19 protein-coding genes are annotated in these 18,938 nt (G+C 69.1%); 7 read left to right on the top strand and 12 right to left on the bottom strand.

Annotated features, from left to right (window positions below):
• Window positions 1-42: 42 nt before the first annotated feature.
• Window positions 43-918, top strand: coding sequence for a MaoC/PaaZ C-terminal domain-containing protein (locus A2790_RS05070; protein WP_293388363.1), 876 nt, complete (start codon window positions 43-45; stop codon window positions 916-918).
• 13 nt (window positions 919-931) lie between these two features.
• Window positions 932-1,711 carry a phosphatase PAP2 family protein gene (locus A2790_RS05065; RefSeq protein WP_293388360.1) on the top strand — a complete coding sequence of 260 codons (780 nt, stop codon included), beginning with the start codon at window positions 932-934 and terminating at the stop codon, window positions 1,709-1,711.
• On the opposite strand, the gene A2790_RS05060 is transcribed toward A2790_RS05065, so the two are convergent.
• The 4 genes from A2790_RS05060 to A2790_RS05045 form a co-directional block, all read right to left on the bottom strand.
• Window positions 1,708-2,235 (bottom strand): GNAT family N-acetyltransferase, encoded by a 528-nt coding sequence (locus tag A2790_RS05060; protein WP_293388358.1) that lies wholly within the window; start codon window positions 2,233-2,235, stop codon window positions 1,708-1,710. The two genes, A2790_RS05065 and A2790_RS05060, sit on opposite strands and share 4 nt — an antisense overlap.
• A complete protein-coding gene (gene aguB / locus A2790_RS05055; RefSeq protein ID WP_293388356.1) occupies window positions 2,235-3,113 on the bottom strand; it encodes an N-carbamoylputrescine amidase in 879 nt (292 codons plus the stop codon). Before aguB ends, A2790_RS05060 begins: the two co-directional genes overlap by 1 nt.
• A complete protein-coding gene (locus A2790_RS05050) occupies window positions 3,113-4,105 on the bottom strand; it encodes an agmatine deiminase family protein (protein WP_293388354.1) in 993 nt (330 codons plus the stop codon). Before A2790_RS05050 ends, aguB begins: the two co-directional genes overlap by 1 nt.
• A gap of 132 nt (window positions 4,106-4,237) precedes the next feature.
• Entirely contained in the window at window positions 4,238-6,619 is a 2,382-nt protein-coding gene (locus A2790_RS05045) for a TonB-dependent receptor (RefSeq protein ID WP_293388352.1), read from the bottom strand.
• Window positions 6,620-6,822: 203 nt separating this feature from the next.
• On the opposite strand from A2790_RS05045, the gene A2790_RS05040 reads away from it, so the two are divergent.
• Window positions 6,823-8,361: a glycosyltransferase family 39 protein gene (locus A2790_RS05040; protein WP_293388350.1), complete on the top strand. Its 1,539-nt coding sequence runs from the start codon at window positions 6,823-6,825 to the stop codon at window positions 8,359-8,361.
• Here A2790_RS05040 and msrA read toward each other — a convergent pair.
• The 5 genes from msrA to A2790_RS05015 all read right to left on the bottom strand — a co-directional run bounded on the left by msrA (window position 8,336) and on the right by A2790_RS05015 (window position 11,333).
• Window positions 8,336-8,908, bottom strand: coding sequence for a peptide-methionine (S)-S-oxide reductase MsrA (gene msrA / locus A2790_RS05035; protein ID WP_293388594.1), 573 nt, complete (start codon window positions 8,906-8,908; stop codon window positions 8,336-8,338). The two genes, A2790_RS05040 and msrA, sit on opposite strands and share 26 nt — an antisense overlap.
• 76 nt (window positions 8,909-8,984) lie before the next feature.
• The gene (locus A2790_RS05030) at window positions 8,985-9,446 is read right to left on the bottom strand and encodes a DoxX family protein (protein WP_293388348.1); all 462 of its coding nucleotides are present in this window, start codon (window positions 9,444-9,446) and stop codon (window positions 8,985-8,987) included.
• Window positions 9,443-10,204, bottom strand: coding sequence for a putative DNA-binding domain-containing protein (locus A2790_RS05025; protein WP_293388346.1), 762 nt, complete (start codon window positions 10,202-10,204; stop codon window positions 9,443-9,445). Before A2790_RS05025 ends, A2790_RS05030 begins: the two co-directional genes overlap by 4 nt.
• Window positions 10,197-11,027, bottom strand: coding sequence for a DUF692 domain-containing protein (locus A2790_RS05020; RefSeq protein ID WP_293388344.1), 831 nt, complete (start codon window positions 11,025-11,027; stop codon window positions 10,197-10,199). The genes A2790_RS05025 and A2790_RS05020 overlap by 8 nt, the downstream gene beginning before the upstream one ends.
• 24 nt (window positions 11,028-11,051) lie before the next feature.
• Window positions 11,052-11,333, bottom strand: coding sequence for a DUF2282 domain-containing protein (locus tag A2790_RS05015; protein WP_293388342.1), 282 nt, complete (start codon window positions 11,331-11,333; stop codon window positions 11,052-11,054).
• A 153-nt stretch (window positions 11,334-11,486) separates the two neighbouring features.
• On the opposite strand from A2790_RS05015, the gene A2790_RS05010 reads away from it, so the two are divergent.
• Together A2790_RS05010 and A2790_RS05005 are read left to right on the top strand one after the other, a co-directional pair.
• Window positions 11,487-12,038, top strand: coding sequence for a sigma-70 family RNA polymerase sigma factor (locus A2790_RS05010; RefSeq protein ID WP_293388339.1), 552 nt, complete (start codon window positions 11,487-11,489; stop codon window positions 12,036-12,038).
• Window positions 12,028-12,672, top strand: coding sequence for a DUF1109 domain-containing protein (locus A2790_RS05005; protein ID WP_293388336.1), 645 nt, complete (start codon window positions 12,028-12,030; stop codon window positions 12,670-12,672). The genes A2790_RS05010 and A2790_RS05005 overlap by 11 nt, the downstream gene beginning before the upstream one ends.
• A gap of 7 nt (window positions 12,673-12,679) precedes the next feature.
• Here A2790_RS05005 and A2790_RS05000 read toward each other — a convergent pair whose 3' ends face one another.
• Window positions 12,680-13,333: a 3-oxoacid CoA-transferase subunit B gene (locus A2790_RS05000; RefSeq protein ID WP_293388333.1), complete on the bottom strand. Its 654-nt coding sequence runs from the start codon at window positions 13,331-13,333 to the stop codon at window positions 12,680-12,682.
• On the bottom strand, window positions 13,333-14,043 hold the full coding sequence (locus A2790_RS04995; RefSeq protein WP_293388330.1) for a CoA transferase subunit A: 711 nt from the start codon (window positions 14,041-14,043) through the stop codon (window positions 13,333-13,335). The genes A2790_RS05000 and A2790_RS04995 overlap by 1 nt, the downstream gene beginning before the upstream one ends.
• A 108-nt stretch (window positions 14,044-14,151) precedes the next feature.
• Here A2790_RS04995 and A2790_RS04990 point away from each other — a divergent pair, with 108 nt between their 5' ends.
• Together A2790_RS04990 and A2790_RS04985 are read left to right on the top strand one after the other, a co-directional pair.
• The gene (locus tag A2790_RS04990; protein WP_293388327.1) at window positions 14,152-16,032 is read left to right on the top strand and encodes a monovalent cation:proton antiporter-2 (CPA2) family protein; all 1,881 of its coding nucleotides are present in this window, start codon (window positions 14,152-14,154) and stop codon (window positions 16,030-16,032) included.
• Between the two features lie 21 nt (window positions 16,033-16,053).
• The gene (locus A2790_RS04985; RefSeq protein WP_293388324.1) at window positions 16,054-17,007 is read left to right on the top strand and encodes a 2-oxoglutarate and iron-dependent oxygenase domain-containing protein; all 954 of its coding nucleotides are present in this window, start codon (window positions 16,054-16,056) and stop codon (window positions 17,005-17,007) included.
• A gap of 52 nt (window positions 17,008-17,059) precedes the next feature.
• Here the strand turns inward: A2790_RS04985 and A2790_RS04980 are convergent, their stop codons facing one another.
• On the bottom strand, window positions 17,060-18,856 hold the full coding sequence (locus A2790_RS04980) for a M2 family metallopeptidase (RefSeq protein ID WP_293388321.1): 1,797 nt from the start codon (window positions 18,854-18,856) through the stop codon (window positions 17,060-17,062).
• Between the last annotated feature and the right edge of the window lie 82 nt (window positions 18,857-18,938).

Genomic DNA, 18,938 nt, shown 5'->3' with positions numbered 1-18,938 from the left:
CCCGCAGAACAAGCCACGCGAAGACGAGGACGGGGAGACGCCATGCCGATCTACTATCCGGACATCCTGGACCAGGGGACCAAGCCGCGGACCTTCCGCTACGGCGACAAGGACGTGATGCTGTACGCCCTGGGCATCGGCCTGGGCGCCGACCCTATGAACGAGACCGAACTGGCCTTCGTCTACGAGAAGGGCCTGAAGGTCGTGCCTACGGCCGCCACCGTGCTGGCCGGGCGCGGGACGTCCGAGCCGCTGCCCACCCCCGAAGGGCATCGGCCCAGTATGCCGAACTATCTGATGCTGGTGCACGGCGAGCAGAAGGTGGAGCTGCACCGGCCGCTGCCGACCGAGGGCGCCTTCACCACCGAGAGCCGCACCATCGGCGCCTACGACAAGGGCAAGGACAAGGGCGCGGTCCTGGTGAGCCAGACCATCTGGCGCGACGAGACGGGCGAGAAGGTCGCCACCCTCACCGGCTCCAGCTTCTGCCGCGCCGACGGCGGGTTCGGCGGCCCGGCGGAAGGGGCGCCCGAGCCGCACCCGACGCCCACCCGGGCGCCCGATAAGTCCGTGGACATCGCAACCCGGGAGGACCAGGCGCTGCTCTACCGGCTGAACGGCGACCGGAACCCGCTGCATTCCGACCCGGAAAGCGCGAAACGCTCGGGCTTTCCGCGGCCGATCCTGCACGGCCTGTGCACCTACGGAATCACCTGCCGCGCGGTGCTGCAGGAGATCGTGGACTGGGATTCCGACCGGATCGCCAGCCACGAGGCCCGGTTCTCCGCGCCGGTCTTCCCCGGGGATACGATCACCGTCGATCTCTGGGTCGATGGCCCCGTGATCTCGTTCGAGGCTCGGGTTAAGGAGCGCGGCGCGACCGTCATCAAGAACGGCAAGACCGTGCTTCGAACCTGAGAGAGGCCCCGCTTTGATCCGCCATATCCTGACCGCCGCGGCGGTTCTCGCCCTTTCCGCCTGCGCCACGGCCTCGACGCCGGACGGCGCGGCGGGCCACGCGTCGGTGGGCCCGCGGGAGACCAAGCTCACAGGCTATTTCGGCTCCAATCCGCTGGACGGCCGCGCGATCCTGGGTCCTCCGCCGGCGGCGGACTCTCCGCATGGCAAGGCCGACCGGGCGATGTTCGAGGACACCCGCAGGCTGGAGGGCTCGACCCGCTGGACGGCGGCGATCCAGGACAACGACCTGTGGGGCGGCGGCGCCATCAAGCGGTTCTCCTGCGCCATGGGCGTCAGCCTGGACGCGCGGCAGACGCCGCGCACCCTGCGCATCCTGGAACGCGTCGAGCTCGACGTCCGCACGGTGGGCACGCCGGCCAAGGACGCCTACGGCCGCCAGCGGCCCCTGATCGGCAACGATGCGCCGGTCTGCGTGCCGCGCGAGGACTGGATGAAGACGAACGCGTCCTACCCCTCGGGCCACGCGATGACGGCCTGGTCCTGGGCCCTGATCCTCACCGAGTTGGCGCCGGCCAAGGCCGACCCTCTGCTGACCCTGGGGCGGGAGTCGGGCGAGAGCCGCGTGATCTGCGGCGTGCACTTCATCTCCGATGTCGAGGCCGGCCGCACCCTGGCCGCCGGGATGGTCGCGCGCCTGCACTCCGACCCGACCTTCATGGCCGACATGGCGGCCGCGCGCCGGGAACTGGCGGGCGCGAAGGCCGCGCCGGAGGGGTGCGCCGCGAGCTAGGGCCGCTTGGCCACAAACACCACGTGTCGCCGGAGAGGATGGTCTTCGGCCAGCGCCGGATGGTCGAAGTCGCGGGCGGGGTCGGGGTCCATGCCGATGCGACGCATGACCGCTTGGGAGCGCAGGTTCGAGGCGGCGGTCCAGGCGAGGATCTCGTCGTTCCCCTGCGTGGCGAACCCCCAGTCGAGCAACGCGCGGGCGCCCTCGGTCGCGTATCCCTGGCCCTGAGCCTCGACGGCCAGACGCCAGCCCAGCTCCAGGCATGGGGCCGGCGGCGCATCCTTCTGCGCCCGGATGCCGATCATGCCGACCAGCCGGCTGTCGGCCTTTCGCTCGGCTGCGAAGAAGCCGAAGCCGTCGCGCGCGATCTCCGCGTTCAGCCGGTCCAGCAAGGCGTCGCTCGCAGTCCGATCGATGGCGCCGCCCAGCCACTCGCCCACGCGCGGGTCGCCGTTGATCGCGGCCAGTGGCGCGCGATCCTCCTCCCGGAAGGCCCGCAGGATGAGGCGGTCCGTCTCGATCATCAGGCCGGTCGCGGGTTGGCCAAGGCGCCGTAGAGATCGGTCCGCCGGTCGCGGAAGAAGCCCCAGGCCGCGCGGTGGGTCTGCAGGAAGTCCAGGTCGAAGGTGGCGTGCGCCACGCCCTCGTCCTCCCGGCCCAGCGCCGAGACCAGGTCGCCGCGGTGGTCGGCGATGAAGCTGGAGCCGTAGAACTGCTGGCCGCCGTTGGGGTAGCCGTCCCAGGGCTCGAAACCGGTCCGGTTGGCGCCCACCACGGGGATCACGTTCGAAACGGCGTGGCCCTGCATGGCCCGGCGCCACGGGGCGGCGGTGTCCAGGCTCGGGTCATGCGGCTCGGAGCCGATGGCGGTGGGATAGAACAGCACCTCGGCGCCCATCAGGGCCATGGCCCGGGCGCACTCCGGGTACCACTGGTCCCAGCAGATGCCGACGCCGATCCGACCGAAACGCGTGTCCCAGACCTTGAAGCCCGTGTCGCCCGGCCGGAAGTAGTACTTCTCCATATAGCCGGGGCCGTCGGGGATGTGGCTCTTGCGATAAACGCCCATCAGGCTGCCGTCGGCGTCCGCCATCACCAGGCTGTTGAAGTAGTGCGGTCCCTCGCGCTCGAAGATCGAGATCGGCAGCACCACGCCCAGCTCGCCCGCCAGGGGCGCCAGGGCCGTCACGCACGGATGCTCGCGCCACGGATAGGCGGTGGCGAACCAGCGCTCTTCCTGGGCCACGCAGAAGTAGGGCCCCTGAAACAGCTCGGACGGCAGGATCACCTGCGCGCCCTCTGCCGCCGCCTGGCGGATCAGCGTCTCGGTCTTGGCGATGTTCGCCGCCAGGTCCTCGCCGTACGAGGTCTGCAGGGCGGCGACGGTGATCTTGCGCGACATCAGGCCGGCTCCTGCTGGGTGATGCAGTGGAAGGACCCGCCGCCGCTCAGGATGGCGGTGGACGGCAGGCCGATGACCTCGCGGTCCGGGAACACCTCGTTCAGCGCGCCGACCGCGAACTGGCCGGGCTGCTCGGCGTAGATGGGCACGATCACCGCCCGGTTGGCGATCAGGAAGTTCATGTGGCTGGCGGGCACGGGCCGGCCGTCGTCGCCGTCGATCCAGCCGGGCGAGGGGATGCGCACGACCTTCAGCTTGCGCCCTTCCGCGTCCGTCATCTCGGCCAGCCGCCGGGCCGCGTCGTCGAAGGCGGGCGCGTTCGGGTCGCCCTTGCCCCAGGCCACCGGGATGGCCACCGTCGCCGGTGCGACGAAGCGGGCCAGGTTGTCCACGTGGCCGTCGGTGTGGTCGTTAACCAGGCCCTCGCCCAGCCACAGCAGCTTCTTCGCGCCCAGCGCCTTGCCCAGCGCCTCGGCCGCCACCTCTTCGGTCCAGCCGGGATTGCGGTTGCGGTTGAGCAGGCATTGGCCGGTGGTCAGCACGGTTCCCGCGCCGTCGTGGTCCACCGCCCCGCCTTCCAGGATGAAGTCGTTCGCAACGAGCGCGGCGCCCGAAGCCGCGGCGATCTGGGCGGCCACCTTGTCGTCGTGCTCGAGCTCGTACTTGCCGCCCCAGCCGTTGAACCGGAAGCCGTGCGCGCGGCCATCGGCAAAGATCGGCCCGGTGTCCCGCAGCCAGATGTCGCCGAACGCGCCGGGGACGATCTCGATACCCGGCACGCCGCCCAGCAGTTCGCGCGCGGCCGCCTCGCCGTCCGGATGGCCGGTCATCAGCTTGACGACCTCGCCGCCAGGTCCGGCAAGGGCGCGCGCGAGCGCCGCCACCTCCGCCTGGGCCGGCCCCAGGTTGTCCTCCCACAGGTCCGCATGGCTGGGAAAGCCCAGCCACATGGCCTTGTGGGGCGCCCATTCCGCGGGAACGACGAAGCTCATCTCAGGCTGATCTCCAAAGCCGGGCGCAGATGGCCCCCGCGGCCCCTCGCGTCAAGCGCGCCCAGAACGAGAAAGGGCGGCCGCATCGCTGCGGCCGCCCCATTCCGAAGTCCGATCCCGGACCTGCGCGTCTTAGTACTCGACGTGCAGGGTCAGGATGAAGGTCCGGCGATAGCCCGGCTGGCCGAGGCCGGTGCCGGTCAGGTTCGCCGTGATGTCGGCCAGGTAACGCTCGTCGAACAGGTTCCGGATGTTGCCCTGAAGATAGGTGTTCTTCAGGCCGAACTGGTCGAGCTTCAGGCGGGCGTCGAGGTCCCACAGCGTGTAGCCGTTGAACTTCTCGGTGTTGACCAGGTTCGTCCAGCGGTCGCCGACGAACTTGCCCTGCACGCCAAGGCTGACGGCCTCCATCGGATCCCACTGGGCCCGGACGCCGCCCTGGAACTTCGGGGTCTCGTACAGCGACTTGCCTTTGGTCAGCAGGGTTTGACCCGCGCCGGTCCCTGGGATGTCGTCCTGGATCTCGGATTCGATGTACGAGGCCGAGGCGTAGAAGCTCAGCTGGTCGGTGGGCTTGAAGGCCACCTGGCCGTCGATGCCCCACAGTTCCACGTCGCCCACGTTCGCGGAGAAGGCGATGCCGGCCTGCTCGTCGAACACGCGCTCGATGCGGTTGCTGAACTCGTTCCGCCACACCGAAGCCGCCGCCATGACCGGGCCGCTCTGGTAGCGGAGGCCGACGTCGAAGGTCTTGGCCTTTTCCGGGCCCGGGTCGACCAGCACGCGGTCGTAAAGGTCGTCCGTCCGCGGCGCCGAGAGGGTCTCGGCGTAGCTGGCGAAGACGGTCAGGTCGTCGTTGATGTCGTAGCTGGCGCCCAGGTTCGGCAGGACGTCGTCATACTTGCGCGTGAACGAACGGGGCTGGCCGTAACGGTTGGACGCGCTGGGGTTCAGCGCGCTGACCGGGAAGGTGACCAGCGGCTTGCCCGTACCGTCGTTGGTGCCGGCGACCGGCGTGCCGACTTGCGTGGTGCAGTAGGCGTTGAAGGTGTCGCGCTGGTAGCAGTACTGGTTCAGGTCGCGCTTGAAGAAGGGCGCCCGGACCCCGGCGTTCAGCAGCAGCTTGTCCTCCAGGAACCGGCCTCGGTACTCGACCGAAACCTGGTTCAGCAGGGCCACCGAGTAACGGTCGCGGCGGCGCAGGATGGTGCCGTCGGGCAGGACCACCTGCTTGCCGTGGCCTTCCTTGCCGGCGAAGACGCTCTCGGGCGAGCCGTCGGCGTTGAAGAAGCCCACTTCACCGGTCTGGCGGTGCTTGGCGCGGTCGAAGGTGTAGGCGGCGCGGATGCTCTGGTTGTCCGCGAACTTCCAGATCAGCGACGACGTCACGCCATAGCGACGGGTGTTGGTGTTGTTCGGGCGGTACAGCGAGACCGTGTCGGCGAGGTCGCCATCGCCGTTCAGGTCGACGCCGAGGGCGCTGGAGTTGCCGCGCAGCTGCGCGTCGGTCTCGGCGAAGTTCTGCGAGCCGCCGCCATTGGCCAGGACGTACTGGAAGGAGGGGTCGACGGTCAGGATCAGGCTGTCGCTGATATTCCACTTCGACAGACCGCGAATGTTGCCCGTGTTCGACGGGTTCACGTTCACGTTGGCCGCCGCCTGGTTGTTCACCGGCGCGATCCGGGCGCGGAAGTTGGCCAGGCTGATGCGGTTGATGAAGGTGTTGCGGTTTTCGTTGTAGTTGAAGATCAGGCTGGCTTCGCCGACGTCGCCGAAGCTCTGGTCGATGCGCGCGTTGTACTGGGTCTTCTTGATCTGGCCGGCCGGATCGACGGTGGCGTCATGTGGCTTGAAGATGTCGTTGCGGGTGTAGGTCATCGAGAACCAGGCCTTGGTTCCGAACGGACCCACTTCGCCGGTTTCGATGGTGCCGTAGTAGCGCTGGAAGTCGTCGCTGCCGAAGCCGACCTCGGCGCGGACGCCGAACTCGCTGGAGGCGCGGCGGGTGATGTAGTTGATGGTGCCGCCCGCGGCCGCCGCGGTGGGGCTGTCCACGTCGGTCGTGCCCAGGTTGACCGTCGCCTGGGCGATCAGGTCCGGATCCATCTGCTGGTTCGGGTAGATCGCGTAGTTGCCGCTGTCGTTCAGCGGAACGCCGTCCTGCAGCAGGGCCACGCGCTGGCTGTCGAAGCCGCGGACCACGAGATCACCGCCGGCCGAGCCGTAGGCGTCGTTGTTGCTGAAGTTCACGCCCGGCAGCAGGTTGATCGAGTCCAGGATCGTCTGGCCCGGCGCCTGGCGGGTGATGAATTCTTCGGTGATCGAAGCGCGCGACTTGGGCGCGGTTTCCGCGACGATGACGCCGTCGAGGTTGCGCGGCCCGGTGGAGCCGGTGACGACCAGCTCTTCGACAATCGCGGTGCCGGTCGATTGCGCCAGCGCCTGGCCCGAGAGCAACAGGCCGGTGGCGAGCGCCGTGGACGCGCAAAGCGCGCGGCTCAGTTTGATATTCATGCAGTAACCCCTTCCACAGACTCAAGCGGAGGGGCCCCCCGAGGCGCCCCTGAGTCTTCGTCGCCCCTATAGCGCCAAAAATCAGGTGGTTGGTGACTGTTTTGCGACGGTGCAGCGGTCACTGTCACACTGAGGCAAATACGCATCAGTTTGCTTGCAGAACGGGCAGCGCACTCTACGTTCCGCGGCCTCAGAGGGTCGAAATGCCGCAAAGCCATAGCCCGCAAGGGTCCGACGGCGAGCTCCGCGCTGCGCTGCTGCTAGTCGCGGCGCTGACCGTGGCGCGACTGATCGCGCTGTTCGGCACGCCCCTGGAACTCTATCCGGACGAGGCCCAGTACTGGCTTTGGTCGCGAACGCTCGACTTCGGTTACTATTCGAAGCCGCCGATGATCGCCTGGGCCATCTGGGCCACCACGGCGATCGGCGGCGACGCCGAGGCCTGGGTGCGCCTCTCGGCCTGCCTGTTCCAGGCGGGCGCCACGCTGGTCGTCTTCCTCATCGGGCGGCGTCTCTACGGACCGCAGACGGGCCTGGCCGCGGCGGCGCTCTACGGCCTGATGCCCGGCATCCAGCTCTCGGCCCTGGTCGCGGCGACCGATGCGCCCCTGCTGTTCTTCCTGGGCGTGACCATACTGGCCTATGTGAATCTCCTGGAGGCCGACGGGCGGCGACGCGTGTTGCTGGCGGCGGGCGTGGGCGCGGCCCTCGGCCTGGCGTTCCTGTCGAAGTACGCGGCCGTCTATTTCGTCGTGGGCCTGGCGGTCCACCTTGCGCTGTCACGGCCGGCGCGCGCCGCCTGGACCCTGCCGGCCGCCGCGGCTGCGCTGGCGGCGTTTGCGGCGGTCCTGGCGCCTAACCTGGCATGGAACGCCACCCACGGCTTCGCCACCTTCCAGCACACGGCCGCCAATGCCGCCTGGAGCGGCGTGCAGCTGTTCAACGTCACCGAGATGGGCGCGTTCGTCGGCTCGCAGTTCGGCGTCTTCGGGCCGATCCCGCTCGCAGTCCTCCTCATCGGGGTCGTGCTGGCCGCGCGGCGCCGCCAGCTCTCCGCGAACGACCTGACCCTGCTCTGCTTCTCCTTGCCGCCGCTGCTCATCGTCACCGGCCAGGCCTTCATCAGCCGCGCCAACGCCAACTGGTCCGGCGCGGGCTATCTGGCTGGTGCGATCCTGGTGGCCGCATGGCTGATGCGCTGGCGCGCGCGGCGGTGGCTGATCGCAGCCGTGGCGATACAGGGCGCGGTCGCTGCCTTCTTCCTGGCGGCAGTGATGTCGCCGGCGCTGGCCGACAAGGCGGGCCTGGCCAACGGGCTGAAGCGCGCGCGCGGCTGGTCCCAGACCACCGAGCTGATCCTCGACCGCGCCGCGCGGGAGCCGGGGCTCACGGCCATCGCGGTGAACAACCGCTTCCTGTTCTACGCCATGAGCTACTACGGCCGCGACCGCCTGGGCTTCGGCGCGCCGCCCCTGGCGAGCTGGCTCCTGATGGAGGGGCCGCGCAACCAGGCGGAGACCACCGCTCCCCTGACGGCCGCCATCGGCCGCCGTGTGCTGATGGTGTCGTACGAGGGCTGGCGCCGGGCTGAAATGCAGGCCGATTTCGCCGCCTCGCGCGACCTGGAGATCGCCAGCGTCTGGCTGGACCGCCGCCACAAACGCAAGGTGGAGATGTTCGTGGGCGAGGGGTTCGCACCCCGCCCACGAGACGCCGCTACCGGCCTCCCCACACCGCCTTGAGCGCCCGGTCGCGGCCGCAGCCGATCCGGTAGCGTTCGTAGTGGCCCGGGTTCTTCTTGGCGAAGTCCTGGTGATAGGCCTCCGCATTGTAGAAGGGCGCGGCGTTGCGCGTCGCAACGGTGATCTTGGCGCCCAGCTGCTTGGCGTACTTGACTCGCGCCGCCTCGGCGGCGGCCCGCTCCTCCGCGGATCCGGCGAAGATGGCGGTACGGTACGATGGCCCCTTGTCGCAGATCTGGCCGTTCGGATCGGTGGGATCGATGTTGCGATAGAAGCGATCCACCAGCTGGGCGTAGCTGATCTTGGCCGGATCGTAGGTGACCTTCACCGCCTCCATGTGGCCGGCGTGGTTCTCATAGGTCGGATTGGCCGAGGCGCCGCCGGAATAGCCCGAAACCGCCTTCAGTACGCCCGGCGTGGCTTCGAAGAACTTCTCCACCGACCAGAAGCAGCCCCCGGCGAACACGGCGGTCTTGGTGGCGGCGGCCGAGGCCTGGGCGCCGGTCATGAGGACAGTGGTGGCGGCCAGGGCCGCGACGAGGCGCATTTTCATGGGTGAAGCCGGGTTTCTGGGGTCGGGGGTCATTGCGAATACGTAGGGGCCGGGCGGAGGGACGCCAGCCTCAGTCCAACCGGAAGAGCCGGTCAAGGCTCCAACCGCCGCCGCCGCGGCCGACCAGATAGATCAGCAGCGCGGCCCAGCTGAGGTGGGTCGGCCAGGCGTCTGGATAGACGAAGATCTCGATCACCGCCGTCATGCCGAGGAGGGCCAGGGCCGAGAACCGGGTGAACAGGCCCAGGACAAGCAGGATGGAGAACAGGTGCTCGGACCAGGTGGCCAGGTGGGCCGCGACGTCCGGCGGGATCAGCGGCAGCCGGTACTCCTCGCGGAACAGGGTGTACGTCCCGTCGGTGATGTGCAGCAGGCCGTCCACCTTGGTCCTGGCCGACTGGAAGAAGATCCCCGCCACGCCCAGGCGCGTGACGAGCGCGATGGCGTCCTCGGGGATCAGGCGCTCGGCCAGGCGGCCAAAGGCGCGGGTAGGGCGTGCGCCGCCGGCGAGCGGGGCGGTCAGGGTGTTCATGGGTGTTTCCTCAGGGCGGTGAAGGCGCCCGCGGCGACAAGGCCGGCGAACGCTGTGGAGAGGTCGAGGCCGGGCTCGGCCGCCAGGGCGGCCATGGCGGCTTCGAGGAGACTGGCGCCGGCCGAGGAGGCGGCCAGGAACATCAGCTCGCCGGGGCCGATGAGTTGATGGCGGATGTCGAGGCCGGGGCGGACGAGCAGCAGGCCCTCGGGCGCGTCGTTCAGTTCCAGGGTCTTCGGCGGGGCGTCCGGCGACTGCAGGGCGCGCCAGAGCGATGGCGTCCCGTCCTCGAAGTCCGCGAACCGCGTGGCGGGGTGCAGGACGAGGGCGTGAGTCGAGAACGCCGCCGGCGAAAGGGCGGCCGCCGCCTCCGGCGCGAGCGGGCGCGCGTCGGCGGCCAGGTGGGCGCAGGTCCACAGCCAGTCGAGCTGCGCGAGTCCCGCGAGGTACGGCATGTCCGCCGCCGGGGGGAAGTCCGCCAGCCAGGTCGGGAAGGCCTCGCCGTAGGCCAGCAGGCTGGCCGTGCGCGGCGGGCAGGCTGTGGCATGTGCGGTCGCGGCGGCGGCCAGCCACGCCGGGCCCACCACGCGCTCGACCGTCGGAAACTGCGCCGCCAGGGCGTCGGCGCAGCCCTTTCCGACCGTGTTGCGATAGACGCTGAGGCCCGCCTCGGCGGCGTTGGGCGCGCACCAAGGCGCGAGCGCTGCGGCATCACCGGCGACCGCCGCCAGGAAGCGCTCATGAAAGGCGTCACGCATCGACGGGCTCGCGGAGGAGCAGGCCGTGGGCACGCTCGCGCTCGGCCATCAGCATATCGAAGGCTGGGATGTCGTCGTCGCGCTCGATCAGGGTCGGACGCGGGCCGATCCGTTCGACGAGCCTTGCGTACAGCGACCATACGGCCTCGGCCACCGGCGCGCCGTGGGTGTCGATCAGCAGATCGGCGCGCGCGTCCGGCGCATGGCCCGCCAGGTGGATCTCGCCGATCGCCGCCGCGGGGAGGGCGTCCAGGTACGCCTCGGCCGAATAGCCCAGGTTGTGCGCGCTGACGAAGACGTTGTTCACATCGACCAGCAGGCCGCAGCCGGTTCGCCGGCTGAGCTCGGCCAGGAACTCGACCTCCCCAAGATCGTGCCCCCCGAGCGGCAGGTAGAGGGACGGGTTCTCGATCAGGACGCGGCGCCCCAGGACCTCCTGCATCCGGTCGACGTTGTCCGCGATCCGCGACAGGGCTCGAAGCGTGCGCGGGAAGGGCAACAGGTCGGGGGCATAGACGCCGCGGCGCATCGACCAGGCCAGATGCTCCGACACCAGGGCCGGGCGGTAGCGGTCGACCAGGCGCTTCAACGCCGCCAGGTGGCCTTCGTCCGGCGCCTCGTCCGCCGCCAGCGACAGGCCGACCCCGTGCAGGGAGACCGGCCGGTCGCGCGCGATGGCGTCCAGCCAGGCGAGCCGTGGCCCGCCAGCGGCCATGTAGTTCTCGGGATGCGCCTCGAACCATAGTCCCTCGGCCCGGCAGGCGAGGGCATCCGCATAGTGCTGCGGTTTCAGGCTGACGCCCGCGGTGAAGGACTGGGTCATGAGGCGCATCCGCGAGACGCGACGTCAGGCCTTGGGCGTCAGCGAGCCCGTGCCCTTGGGCGTCTTCATGGTGACGCAGGTTCCGACCGGCACCTCCTTGAACGCCTTACCGTCGTAGTTGACCTTGGAGGTGCCCGCACAGGTCGTGCCGGCGCCGGCCTTGCAGTCATTCTGGCCCGCCTTGGCGACGCCGTAGCACTTCTCGGTGGCGGCCGGCTTCTTGGCCATGTTGTCCTGGGCTATGGCGGCGCCGCTCATCAGGGCGAGAACGGCGGCGGCGGCCAGGGTCGTTTGAACGGTCTTCATGAAGAGCTCCTCGTTGCGACCGGCCACAGCGGCGCAGTCAGGAGCTAGTTCGCGGGCGGCGCGGCGCAGGTTACAGCTTTCGCCGACTCTTTTTCTTCGCCGCCCCGATGTAACTTTTCCGCGCGTGGCGCGAACTCATTCCGACGCGGTGACATGGCGTTTCACGAGGTCGAACAGCGGCTGAAGGCTCTGATGCTGCGCGCCCAGGCCGGGGACGGCCAGGCGTGGCGCGAGCTGCTGACCCTGTTGAGCGCCCGGCTGGCCGTGTACTTCCGCCGCCGGCTCGGCGCAGACCTCGCTGACGAAGCGGACGACCTGGTGCAGGAGACCCTCTTGGCTGTTCATGGCCGCCGCATGACCTATGACCCGAGCCAGCCGTTCACGGCCTGGGCCTATGCGGTGGCGCGCTACAAGCTGATCGACCACTGGCGCCGCCGCCGGGTGCGTCGCCACGTGCCGTTGGATGAGGTGGCGGAGACACTGTGGGCCGAGGCGGACGGCGGCGCCGAAGCCGCGGCCGACCTGGATCGCCTGCTGGGCGACCTGCCGGCCCGGCAGGAGCAGCTTGTGCGCGGCGTGAAGATCGAGGGGTTGAGCCTGGCGGAGGCGGGCGCGCGGTTCGGCATGACCGAGGGCGCGGCCAAGGTCTCGCTGCACCGGGCGCTGAAGGCCCTCATGGCGAAGGTGGGGGCCCGTGGAGACTGATCGGCTTATCGAGGGGCTAGCGGCCGACCTGCGGCCGGTCTCGCCGGGGGTCGTGTCGCGGCGGATCGCCCTGACGGCGCTCGTCGGCGGGGCTGTCGCGCTGGTCGTCGTGCTGTCTTGGCTGGGCCTGCGCCAAGATCTCGCAGCCGCTGTGACGGGGCCGATGTTCTGGATGAAGGCCGGCTACGCCGCCGTGCTCGGCGTCGCGGGGTTCTGGTGCGCCGAACGCCTCGCCAGGCCTGCGGCCTCGCCGCGCCGCGCCGCGGCCCTGGGCCTGCTGGCCTTGATGGTCATGGGCGGGCTGGGCGCGGCTACCCTCATGGCCGCCGAACCGTCGGAGCGCGCGGCCGTCTGGCTGGGCCATTCCTGGCGGCGTTGCCCCGTGAACATCCTTGCGCTGTCGCTGCCGACCCTTGCGGCCGCGCTCTGGGCGATGCGGCGTCTCGCGCCGACCCGCCTGCGGCTGGCCGGCGCCGCCGCGGGCCTGTTCGCCGGCGGCGTCGGGGCGACGGTGTATGGCCTGCACTGCACCGAGACCTCGCCGATGTTCCTGGCGACCTGGTACAGCCTTGGCATGGCGCTCAGCGCCGGCCTGGGCGCCCTTGTCGGCCCCTGGGCGTTGCGCTGGCGGTAGGGGGGCCTCAGGCCGCCGCGGTCTGCGCCACTTGGAATTCCGCCTCGGTCTTGGCGCGGATCTCATCGACGCCGACGCCGGGGGCGCACTCCAGCAGGGTAAGCGGCTTCTTGCCCCGGCTGACGTCGAAAACGCCCAGGTCGGTGACCACTAGGTCCACGACACCCGCGCCGGTCAGGGGCAGGGTGCACGCCTTGAGCAGCTTGGGCGCGCCCGACTTCTCGGTGTGCTCCATCACCACCACCACGCGCTTGACGCCGGCCACCAGGTCCATGGCCCCGCCCATGCCCTTGACCATCTTGCCAGGCACCATCCAGTTCGCCAGGTCGCCGTTCTGGGCCACCTGCATGGCGCCCAGGATGCTGAGGTCGATGTGCCCGCCGCGGATCATGGCGAACGAGTCGGCCGAGGAGAAATAGCTCGAGGACGGCAGGGCGGTGATCGTCTGCTTGCCGGCGTTGATCAGATCGGCGTCCTCTTCCCCCTCGTAGGGGAACGGACCCATGCCCAGCATGCCGTTCTCGCTCTGCAGCGTCACCGACATGCCCGGCGGAATGTAGTTGGCCACGAGGGTCGGGATGCCGATGCCCAGGTTCACATAGAAGCCGTCGCGCAGTTCCTGCGCGGCGCGGGCGGCGATCTGGTTGCGGTCCCAGGCCATCAGGCGGCTCCCTCAAGCTTGCGGACGGTGCGCTGCTCGATGCGCTTCTCGTGCATTCCCTCGACGATGCGATCGACGAAGATTCCCGGCGTGTGGATGTTGTCGGGATCCAGCGCGCCCGTCTGGACGATCTCCTCGACCTCGGCGACGCAGACCTTGCCGGCCGTCGCCATCATCGGATTGAAGTTCCGCGCGGTCATCCGGTAGATCAGGTTGCCTTCCTCGTCGCCCTTCCAGGCCTTGACGATCGACAGGTCGGCGGTCAGGCCGCGCTCCATGACGTAGAGCTCGCCGTCGAACTCGCGGACTTCCTTGCCTTCGGCCACCAGGGTGCCCACGCCGGTCTTGGTGAAGAAGGCCGGGATCCCCGCGCCGCCGGCGCGGATGCGCTCGGCCAGGGTGCCCTGGGGATTGAATTCCAGCTCCAGCTTGCCGGACAGGTAGAGCTCGGCGAACAGCTTGTTCTCGCCGACGTAGGACGAGATCATCTTGCGGATCTGCCCCCCGGCCAGCAGCACGCCCAGGCCGAAGTCGTCGACGCCGCAGTTGTTCGAGACGACGGTCAGGTCCTTGACCCCCGCCGCGCGGATCGCCGCGATCAGGTTTTCCGGAATGCCGCAGAGACCGAAGCCCCCGGCCATGATCGTCATGCCGTCGAAGAGCCGACCCGCGAGCGCCTCGACAGCGTCCTTGCAAACCTTGTCCGCCATGGCCGCCCAATACGCCGCAAAACGCAGGTTGGGAACGGGTCGCCCGAAAAATTCATCGATTGATGATTTGAGCGCCACACCCACGTGTCAGGCTGAGCTGGAGCCCCAATGCACGCCGACACCCTTCTGATCCAGGCGCTGGTCTATCTGACCGCTGGCGTCGTCTCCGTACCCATCGCCAAGCGGCTGGGGCTGGGTTCGGTATTGGGATACCTCATCGCAGGCGCGCTGGTGGGGCCGTTCGTGCTCGACCTCGTGGGCGAGCCGGGCGACGTCATGGCCTTCGCCGAGTTCGGCGTGGTCATCCTGCTGTTCCTGATCGGGCTCGAGGTCCGGCCGGCCCTGCTGTGGGAAATGCGCACCTCGATCTTTGGGCTGGGCATGGCGCAGATGCTGGCGAGCGCCGCATTGATGGGCGCCGTCGTCCTTTTGCTGGGCGCCGACTGGCGGATCGCCCTGGCGGCCGGGCTGATCCTGGCGATGTCCTCCACCGCCATCGTCCTGCAGAGCCTGGAGGAAAAGGGACTGCGGCAAGGCCCCATCGGCCAATCCGCTTTCGGCGTCCTGCTGTTCCAGGACCTGGCGGTGATCCCGCTGTTCGCCTTCCTGCCGCTGCTGGCGGTGGGCAGCGGTCCCGTGGTCGCCGAGGCCTCCGGCCATGGCGCGAGCGTCCTGGCCGGCCAGCCGGAATGGGTGCGCATCCTGGCCACCTTCGGCGCCGTGGCCGGCGTGGTCATCGGCGGCCGCTACCTCACCCGGCCGATGTTCCGCTTCATCGCCGCAGCCCGCCTGCGGGAAATCTTCACCGCCTCGGCCCTGCTGCTGGTCGTGGCCGTGGCGGCGCTGATGGAACTGGTGGGCCTGTCGCCGGCCCTAGGCGCCTTCCTGGCCGGCGTCGTGCTGGCCGAAAGTGAGTTCCGCCGCGAGCTGGAGACCGACATCGAGCCGTTCCGCGGCCTCCTGCTGGGCCTGTTCTTCATCAGCGTCGGCGCCGGCCTGAACTTCGGCCTGGTGGCCGCTCAGCCGGTGCTGATCGTCTCGCTGACGCTCGGACTGATGGTGGCGAAGTTTGTGGCGATGTGGGCGGTGGGCCTGGCCTTCCGCCGCAGCCGGCGCGACGCGGCCACCATCGCGGTTTCCCTGGCCCAGGGGGGCGAGTTCGCCTTCGTGCTGATCGGCTTCGTGCTCACCGCCCGCGTGCTCAGCGCCGAGGAGGCGGCTCTGGCCACAGCCGTTGTGGCGCTGTCCATGGCGCTGACGCCCGTCGCCTTCGCGCTCTACGAGAAGCTGGTTCTCAACCGGACCGGCAACCTCGCCGAGCCGGAGGCCCTGCCGTTCGCCGACGGTGCGCCCGACGCCATCGTCGCCGGCTTCGGCCGCTTCGGCCAGATCGCCACCCGCCTGCTGACCGCCAACGACTTCAAGGTCACCATGCTGGAATCGTCCATCGAGCAGATCGACCTGATCCGGCGCTTCGGGTGGCAGGTGCACTATGGCGACGCCAGCCGGCTGGACCTGCTGCGCGCGGCGGGCGCCGACAAGGCCAAGCTGCTGCTGATCGCGATCGACGACAAGGATAAGGCCGTCGACCTCGCCAAGGCCGCCACCGAGTACTTCCCCAACCTGACCGTGATCGCCCGCGCCTTCGACCGTCGCCACGCCTACGAGCTGATCCGTGTGGGCGCCGACGAGATCGAGCGCGAGACGTTCGAAAGCGCCCTGGCCTTCGGCAAGAAGGCCCTGCTGCGCCTGGGCCTGTCGGAGCGCCGCGCCGCCAAGGCCGCCAGCCTGTTCCGCGACCACGACAAGGCCCTGCTGAAGCGCCTGGCTCCCGTCTACGGGGAGGAGGAACGCTACATCATGGCCGTCCGCGACAGCCGCGACACCATGGAGAAGCTGCTGGCCGCCGAGATGCGCCGCCTGCGCAAGGAGGAGGCCGAGGAGGCGGACAACGACGCCGCCGCGGCGCGCCGGCTGGAGGCCGGATAGCTGGCGGTGTATTAGGGGCCGATGAGCCAAGCCCTTCACATCCAGGACTCCATCGAGCCCGTATCCTTCGACCTCTACGCGAAGGATTTCCAAGCCTTCACCCAGAAGCTGGGCGACAGCTACGCGCGCTGGGGTTTCGCCGTGATCGCCGACCACGGCATGCCGCAGGACAAGATCGATGCGGCCATCGATCAGATGAAGAAGTTCTTCGCCCTGCCGGAAGAGACCAAGCTGAAGTACAAGCTGCCGCTGGCCGGCCAGCGCGGCTACACGCCCTTCGGCGTTGAGACGGCGAAGGGGCACACTCACTACGACCTAAAGGAATTCTGGCACGTCGGCCGCAACCTGCCGGCCGGGCATCCCTTCCGCGACCACATGGCCGACAATGTCTGGCCCGATGCGGAGCTGCCCGAGTTCCGCGAGAAGGTTCAGTGGCTGTACGACACCCTGGACGCCATGGGTCTGAAGGTCCTGGAGGCCATCTCCTCCTACCTCGGGCTCGATCGCCACTTCTTCGACGACAAGGTCGACGTCGGCAATTCGATCCTGCGCCTCTTGCACTACCCGCCTGTGCCTAAGGACGGGCCGCATATCCGGGCCGGTGCGCACGAGGACATCAACGTCATCACCCTGCTGCTCGGCGCCGAAGAGGCGGGGCTGGAGGTGAAGGATCACGACGGCCGCTGGATCGCCATCAACCCGCCGGCCGGAAGTCTCGTCTGCAACATCGGCGACATGCTGCAAAGGCTGGTGAACCACCGCCTGCCGTCCACTACCCACCGCGTGGTGAACCCGGCGCCCGAGCGCCGCGGCTTCCCGCGCTACTCGACGCCGTTCTTCCTGCACTTCAACTCGGACTACCTGATCCGCACCCTGCCCGGCACGGTCGACGCCGAGCACCCGGACCGCTACCCCGAGCCCATCACCGCCGACGACTACCTCAAGGAACGGCTGCGCGAGATCAAGCTGGCCTAGGTCCGGCGTCGCTCCCCCGTCCTCGACGGGACGGGGGAGGAGCTTCACGCCACTACCAGCCGCAGGGGCGGCCCTTGTTCTGCTTGGTCAGCCAGGCGTCCAGCGGCTTGAAGTAGTCGGCGACCGCGCTCGCGTCCGTCCGGGTCTCGCCGGAGAAGACCGCCAGGGTCTGCGGCCATGGCTGCGACTGCCCCAGCTCCATCATCCGGTTGAACTTCTCGCCCACGGCCTTCTGTCCGTAGACCGAGCAGCGATGCAGCGGGCCCTTCCAGCCGGCCTGCTGGCAGGCGGCCCGGTGGAACTGGAACTGGTAGATGTGGGCTAGGAAGTAGCGCGTGTACGGCGTGTTGCCCGGCACATGATACTTAGCGCCCGGATCGAACGCATCGGCCGGACGGGCCGCCGGCGGGGCCAGGCCCTGGTACTTGAGCCGCAGCGCCCACCAGGCGTCGTTGTACTTGTCCGGCGCGACTTCGCCCGAGAACACCTCCCAGCGCCAACGGTCGACCAGCAGGCCGAAGGGCAGGAAGGCGATCTTGTCGAGGGCCATCTTCAGCAGGAACGGGATGTCCTCTTCCGCTCCGGGCACGGTCTCAAGCAGGCCGATCTGATTGAGGTAGGTGGGCGTCGAGGCCGACAGCGCGGCGAAATCGCCGATCGCCTCATGGAAGCCGTCGTTGGCGCCGTTGCGGAACAGCGTCGGCTGGTTCTGGTACGCCCGCTGATAGTAGTTGTGGCCGAGCTCGTGGTGGATGGTCCGGAAGTCGTCCGCATTCACCTTGGTGCACATCTTGATGCGGATGTCGTCCTTGTCGTCGAGGTTCCAGGCCGAGGCGTGGCAGACCACTTCGCGGTCGCGGGGCCGGGTGATCAGCGAGCGGTCCCAGAACGTCTGGGGCAGGGGCGTGTAGCCGAGCGACGAATAGAAGTTCTCGCCGGTCTTCACCATCCGCACGGCATCGTAGCCCTTGGCCTCCAACAGCTTGTCGAGGTCGTAGCTTGAGGCCGCCGTCTTCGGGGCGACGATGTCGTAGATGTTGCCCCACTGCTGGGCCCACATGTTGCCCAGCAGGTCGGCCCGGATCGGCCCGGTCTTGGGCTGCACGGCGTCGCCGTACTGTTCGTTCAGCCGGCCGCGCACGTAGCAGTGCAGGTTGCGGTAGAACGGCGCCACCTGGGTCCACAGCCGGTCGGTCTCGGCGGCGAAGGCGTCGGGGTCCATGTCGTAGTTCGAGCGCCAGAGCGCCCCGGTGTCCTTGAAGCCCAGCCCCTTGGCGCCCTCGTTGGAAAGCGCGGCGAACCGGGCGTAGTCCGGCTTCATGACCGTGGCGACGCCGTGCCAGCCCTCCCAGGCGGCCTTGAGCTCGGACGGATCGCGGCTCTTGGCCAGCACGTCCTCGGCGTCGTTCAGGGTGATCTGCTTGCCCTTGAACGTGAACTTGCCGGACGAATAGGTGCTGTCCAGCTTGGTCACGAGACCGGCCAGCTCCTCGGCTGCGCCCGGTCGGTTCGGCGCCGGCGAGACCAGGTAGAGCTTCAGCAGCTTCAGCTTGCGCGCGGTCACGGGATCGACCTGCACGCCGTTGAAGCGGGCCGCCTCGGTGGCCAGGCGGGTGACCAGTTCGTTCTGCTCGGCGTTGGCCTTCGCCTCGAGCCACTGGGTGTCTTCGGTGATGAAGTTGGCCCGCACCCACTGGGCGCGGTTGGCGAAGGCGTTGACCCGGTCGAGCTGGGCTTCCGCGTTCTCGACGAAGGCCTTCGCGTCGGCGGCGGTGGGCTGCTGGGCCGCGGCCGGCGCGGCGCACGCAAGAACGGCCAGCGCGCACGCGGCCATGAGCTTCATTTTCATCGACTGTTCCTGGTCGTTTCCGTTGGCGGCCTGCCGCCGCCTCTGGATCCGAGACAAGCGAGGCGCGGCCGTGCGGTCAACC

This window comes from Phenylobacterium sp. RIFCSPHIGHO2_01_FULL_69_31, from assembly GCF_001824475.1.
Taxonomy (GTDB): Bacteria; Pseudomonadota; Alphaproteobacteria; order Caulobacterales; family Caulobacteraceae; genus Phenylobacterium.
The sequence above is the reverse complement of the archived record's forward strand: the minus strand, read 5'-3'. Positions and strand labels throughout refer to the sequence as shown.

What these genes read in the sequence shown, in the direction of transcription:
- A2790_RS05040 (WP_293388350.1), top strand. Translation starts at nt 6,823, where the DNA reads ATGCCGCAAAGCCATAGCCCGCAAGGGTCCGACGGCGAGCTCCGCGCT.
- A2790_RS05020 (WP_293388344.1), bottom strand. Translation starts at nt 11,027, where the DNA reads ATGACCCAGTCCTTCACCGCGGGCGTCAGCCTGAAACCGCAGCACTAT.
- msrA (WP_293388594.1), bottom strand. Translation starts at nt 8,908, where the DNA reads ATGCGCCTCGTCGCGGCCCTGGCCGCCACCACTGTCCTCATGACCGGC.
- A2790_RS04980 (WP_293388321.1), bottom strand. Translation starts at nt 18,856, where the DNA reads ATGAAAATGAAGCTCATGGCCGCGTGCGCGCTGGCCGTTCTTGCGTGC.
- A2790_RS05045 (WP_293388352.1), bottom strand. Translation starts at nt 6,619, where the DNA reads ATGAATATCAAACTGAGCCGCGCGCTTTGCGCGTCCACGGCGCTCGCC.
- A2790_RS05000 (WP_293388333.1), bottom strand. Translation starts at nt 13,333, where the DNA reads ATGGCCTGGGACCGCAACCAGATCGCCGCCCGCGCCGCGCAGGAACTG.
- A2790_RS04985 (WP_293388324.1), top strand. Translation starts at nt 16,054, where the DNA reads ATGAGCCAAGCCCTTCACATCCAGGACTCCATCGAGCCCGTATCCTTC.
- A2790_RS05050 (WP_293388354.1), bottom strand. Translation starts at nt 4,105, where the DNA reads ATGAGCTTCGTCGTTCCCGCGGAATGGGCGCCCCACAAGGCCATGTGG.
- A2790_RS04990 (WP_293388327.1), top strand. Translation starts at nt 14,152, where the DNA reads ATGCACGCCGACACCCTTCTGATCCAGGCGCTGGTCTATCTGACCGCT.
- aguB (WP_293388356.1), bottom strand. Translation starts at nt 3,113, where the DNA reads ATGTCGCGCAAGATCACCGTCGCCGCCCTGCAGACCTCGTACGGCGAG.
- A2790_RS05010 (WP_293388339.1), top strand. Translation starts at nt 11,487, where the DNA reads ATGGCGTTTCACGAGGTCGAACAGCGGCTGAAGGCTCTGATGCTGCGC.
- A2790_RS05030 (WP_293388348.1), bottom strand. Translation starts at nt 9,446, where the DNA reads ATGAACACCCTGACCGCCCCGCTCGCCGGCGGCGCACGCCCTACCCGC.
- A2790_RS05070 (WP_293388363.1), top strand. Translation starts at nt 43, where the DNA reads ATGCCGATCTACTATCCGGACATCCTGGACCAGGGGACCAAGCCGCGG.
- A2790_RS05025 (WP_293388346.1), bottom strand. Translation starts at nt 10,204, where the DNA reads ATGCGTGACGCCTTTCATGAGCGCTTCCTGGCGGCGGTCGCCGGTGAT.
- A2790_RS05015 (WP_293388342.1), bottom strand. Translation starts at nt 11,333, where the DNA reads ATGAAGACCGTTCAAACGACCCTGGCCGCCGCCGCCGTTCTCGCCCTG.
- A2790_RS04995 (WP_293388330.1), bottom strand. Translation starts at nt 14,043, where the DNA reads ATGGCGGACAAGGTTTGCAAGGACGCTGTCGAGGCGCTCGCGGGTCGG.
- A2790_RS05060 (WP_293388358.1), bottom strand. Translation starts at nt 2,235, where the DNA reads ATGATCGAGACGGACCGCCTCATCCTGCGGGCCTTCCGGGAGGAGGAT.